This is a genomic window from Pseudomonas sp. P5_A12 (assembly GCF_056400685.1).
Map to the genome: position 1 here is coordinate 1 of NZ_JBFUKU010000384.1, position 4,196 is coordinate 4,196.

Genomic DNA, 4,196 nt, shown 5'->3' on the forward strand with positions numbered 1-4,196 from the left:
CGCATTCGCGAGCAGGCTCGCTCCCACAGGTATAGGGTCCGGTTCGTAAACCGTATTCCGCCAAGGCCTGCAAAATGGCAGTTATCTTAAAGCAAAACGGCGACCATTGGCCGCCGTTTAGTGCATCTGTACAGATTTAGACGGCGGGTGCCGGCTCGGRCTCGGCGGCCGGTTTGGGCAGCGAAGACAGGAACGCCATGATCAGCGCTGCCAGGTACGGCAGCGACTGCACCAGCAACATGGTCACCCAGAAGCGCATGTCATTGCTCGGCAAGCCGTTGACCAGGAAGATCCCCAGCGCCGCGCCCCACAGCAGCAGCATGATGAACACCTCTTCCCGCGCCTCCGAAATGGCCACCCAGAAGCCGTGGTTATCGGCGTTTTTCGGCGTGCGGAAGAACGGAATGCTGCTGGTGAAGAAACCGTACAGCACCGCTTTGGCGATGGTGTGCGACAACGCCAGCCCGGCCAGTGCCGCGCAGAATGCATCTTTGAGGTTCACGCCGACGGCACGGCGATAAAGGAAGATGATCTTGCCGACTTTGAACACGAACAGCGCCAACGGCGGGATTGCGAAAATCAGCAACGGCGGATCGACCCGCTGCGGCACGATGATCATCGCCGCCGACCACAACAGCGCGCCAACGGTGAAGAAGATGTTCATGCCATCCGCGACCCACGGCAACCAGCCCGCGAGGAAGTGGTAACGCTGGCCACGGGTCAGTTCGGTGTCCTTGCCGCGCAGCAGGCTGGCGGTGTGACGCTTGATGATCTGAATCGCGCCGTAGGCCCAGCGGAAACGCTGTTTCTTGAAGTCGATAAACGTATCGGGCATCAGGCCTTTGCCGTAGCTGGTGTGGTAATACGCCGCTGACAGGCCTTTTTCGAACACACGCAGACCCAACTCCGCGTCTTCACAGATGCACCAGTCGGCCCAGCCCAGTTCTTCGAGCACTGAGCGGCGGGTCATGGTCATGGTGCCGTGCTGGATGATCGCGTCACGGTCGTTACGGGTGACCATGCCGATGTGAAAGAAGCCTTTGTATTCCGCGTAGCAAAGCTTCTTGAAGGTGCTTTCGTTCTGATCGCGGTAATCCTGCGGCGACTGCACCACGGCGATTTTCGGGTCGGCGAAGTGCGGCACCATGTGCTTGAGCCAGTTCGGATCGACGCAGTAGTCCGAGTCGATCACCGCGATGACTTCGGCATCCTTGGCGGTGTGCGGGATCAGGTAATTGAGCGCACCGCCCTTGAAACCGGCCAGCGGTGCAACGTGGAAGAACTTGAAGCGCGGGCCGAGGGTTTCACAGTAATCGCGCACCGGTTCCCAGACCGCCGGGTCCTTGGTGTTGTTGTCGATGATCAGGACTTCGAAGTCCGGATAGTCGAGGTTGGCCAAGGCGTTGAGGGTCTGTTTGACCATCTCCGGAGGCTCGTTGTAGCACGGCACATGGATCGAGACTTTCGGTCTGTAGTCCGAATCGCCCACCACCGGCAGGAATTCACGGCGGCGCTTGTGGGTCCAGACTGCTTCGGCCAGTTCATGGGCCTCGGTCAGCAGAACAATAAAAACCCCGAGTGCACCGAGGGCCAGGAGGAATCCGACGGTCAGGCTGAACCATGTGCTGTATTGCTGGCTGTAGTCGTAACCGATCCACACCAACACCGATCCGCAGAGGAATGCGATAAAGGTCAGGAAGGTGCGGCCACGCTGGCGCAGGGCCGAGCCGTCAATCATCAGCAAGGTCAGGGACAGCAATGCCAGCACGGCTGAGCCGATCGCCAGCACCCGCCATTGCGGGATCGCGACCACTGGGCCTTCGAAGTTGAATTTCTGCTGGCGCGCGGCGTTGAACACGCCCCAATACGCGCCCACCGACCCTTCGTCGCTGGCCTTCCACGGCTGGTCAAACGCTTCGATCACGAAGTAGTTGAAGCCCTGGCGGTTGAGTTTGTTGACCAGCGTGCGCAGGTAGATCGCCTGATCTGCCGGGCTGGCATCGGTGCCGCCACGCATACGGCCGTTGCTCGGCCAACCAACCTCCGAGAGCAGCAGCGGTTTTTTCGGGAACATCTTTTTCAGGTCGCGGGCGCGGTCGAGGACGAACTGGCCGGCCTTGTCCACCGGGATAAATTCCCAGTAAGGCAAAACGTGTGCAGCGATCAGGTCAACGTGCTTGGCCAGTTCCGGGTGTTCTTCCCAGACGTGCCATTGCTCGGAGGTGGTGACCGGCACTTTCACGGCCGCGCGGACGCGATCAAGTAATACGCTCAGTTCGGCGGCGGTAATTTCCTTACGGAAGATTGCCTCGTTGCCTACAACCACGCGAACCACACTACGGGAGGTGTTGGCGATTTCGATGGCGCGAGTGATTTCGCGTTCATTGCGCTCCTGGTCCGGGCTGATCCAGATCCCCAGTGTCACACGCAGGCCGAACTCTTCTGCCAGCTTGGGAATATCGCCCAGCGTACCGTCGACCGAGTAAGTACGGATGTTGTCCGTCAGCTTGCTCATGATCTCCAGGTCGCGACGCATTTGATCGTCGGTGGGGTATTGCTCTTTTTGTGGGTACTGGCCTTGCTGGTACGGCGAGTACGAGAAGCCGGCGATCTGTTCAGGCCAGTTGGGGGCGGTGACCGGGCGATTGACCAGCGCCCAGAAGCCGGTAAACAAGGCTGCGATGGCGAGCACCACAACCAGGTTGAGTCCAAATTTACGCGATGACATAGCTATTTCGGGTTCCAAAGAATGTGGAACGAAGGAACGGTTGGCGGTCGCCAAGGGGCGCGCATCCTACACCGGGTATTCTCTTTTCGTATAGCGGACAAGGAATTGCCCGACGTTGGGCAGTTAACTTTCACATAAGTTCTTACACTTGCAGCTTGAAGCTTAAAACTTGTCACTGTGAAGCCTATAATGCGCGCCGGTTTTTGGGGTATTGGTCATGAGCACAGAAGATCCGCGGTTTGCAGGCATCGCCCGTTTGTATGGCATCGAGGGGCTGGAGCGCCTGCGCGCGGCGCACGTAGCGATCGTTGGCGTCGGTGGCGTCGGTTCCTGGGCGGCGGAAGCCGTTGCCCGGTGCGGTGTGGGCGAGATTTCGCTGTTTGACCTTGACGACGTCTGTGTCAGCAACGCCAACCGCCAGTTACACGCGCTGGACAGCACCGTCGGCAAACCGAAAGTCGAAGTGATGGCCGAGCGCCTGCGCGGGATCAACCCGGACTGCACGGTGCACGCGGTGGCTGACTTCGTCACCCGCGAGACCATGGCCGAGTACATCACGCCGAACATTGACTGCGTGATCGACTGCATCGACAGCGTTAACGCCAAGGCGGCGCTGATTGCCTGGTGCAAGCGACGCAAGATCCAAATCATCACCACCGGCGGGGCGGGTGGGCAGATTGATCCGACGCTGATTCAGGTGTGCGATTTGAACCGTACGTTCAACGATCCGTTGGCGTCGAAAGTGCGCTCCACGTTGCGGCGCGATTACAACTTCTCCCGCACTGTGACGCGCCACTACAGCGTGCCGTGCGTGTTTTCCACCGAGCAACTGCGCTACCCGAAACCCGATGGCAGCATTTGCTTGCAGAAGAGTTTTGTCGGCGATGGCGTGAAGCTGGACTGTGCCGGCGGGTTTGGCGCGGTGATGATGGTGACGGCGACGTTCGGCATGGTCGCGGCGACCAAGGCTGTGGATAAGATTGTGGCGGGTGTTCGGCGCCCTTCGGATCGGGTTAAACCTGTCTGACGTTGATCGTTCCCACGCTCTGCGTGGGAATGCAGCCCGGGACGCTCCGCGTCCCTTCAACAGCCGAACGCAGAGCGTCCGAAGAGGCATTCCCACGCGGAGCGTGGGAGCGATCAGCTACTGAGCCAACTCATTCATCCGCTGAAGCACGGCATTGAGGCCATTACTGCGCGATGACGACAGTTGCCGCGAAAGCCCAAGCTGATTGAACCAATCCGGCAAATCCACCTGTCGCAACTCAGTCGCCGACAACCCGTTGACCCGCGCCAGCAGCAACGCCACCAAGCCGCGTATCAACCGCGCATCGCTGCTCGCCGCAAACTGCCAATGACCATCCTGCAGCGAGCCCACCAACCAGACCTGGCTTTCACAGCCATGCACCCGGTTGGCGTCGACTTTATCCACATCGCTCAAAACAGGCAGACGATCGCCCCATTGCAT

General features: G+C 59.6%; 3 protein-coding genes. 1 reads left to right on the forward strand and 2 read right to left on the reverse strand.

The window, feature by feature from the left end; genetic code table 11:
* Positions 1-136: 136 nt before the first annotated feature.
* A complete protein-coding gene (locus AC1DSG_RS28365; RefSeq protein WP_477793832.1) occupies positions 137-2,728 on the reverse strand; it encodes a glycosyltransferase in 2,592 nt (863 codons plus the stop codon).
* 217 nt (positions 2,729-2,945) lie between these two features.
* Here AC1DSG_RS28365 and tcdA point away from each other — a divergent pair, with 217 nt between their 5' ends.
* Complete coding sequence (tcdA, locus tag AC1DSG_RS28370) at positions 2,946-3,755, forward strand: tRNA cyclic N6-threonylcarbamoyladenosine(37) synthase TcdA (RefSeq protein ID WP_477793833.1); 810 nt, start codon at positions 2,946-2,948, stop codon at positions 3,753-3,755.
* Between the two features lie 117 nt (positions 3,756-3,872).
* Here tcdA and AC1DSG_RS28375 read toward each other — a convergent pair.
* The coding region (locus tag AC1DSG_RS28375; RefSeq protein WP_477793834.1) for a SufE family protein at positions 3,873-4,196 on the reverse strand (324 nt) is incomplete at its 5' end.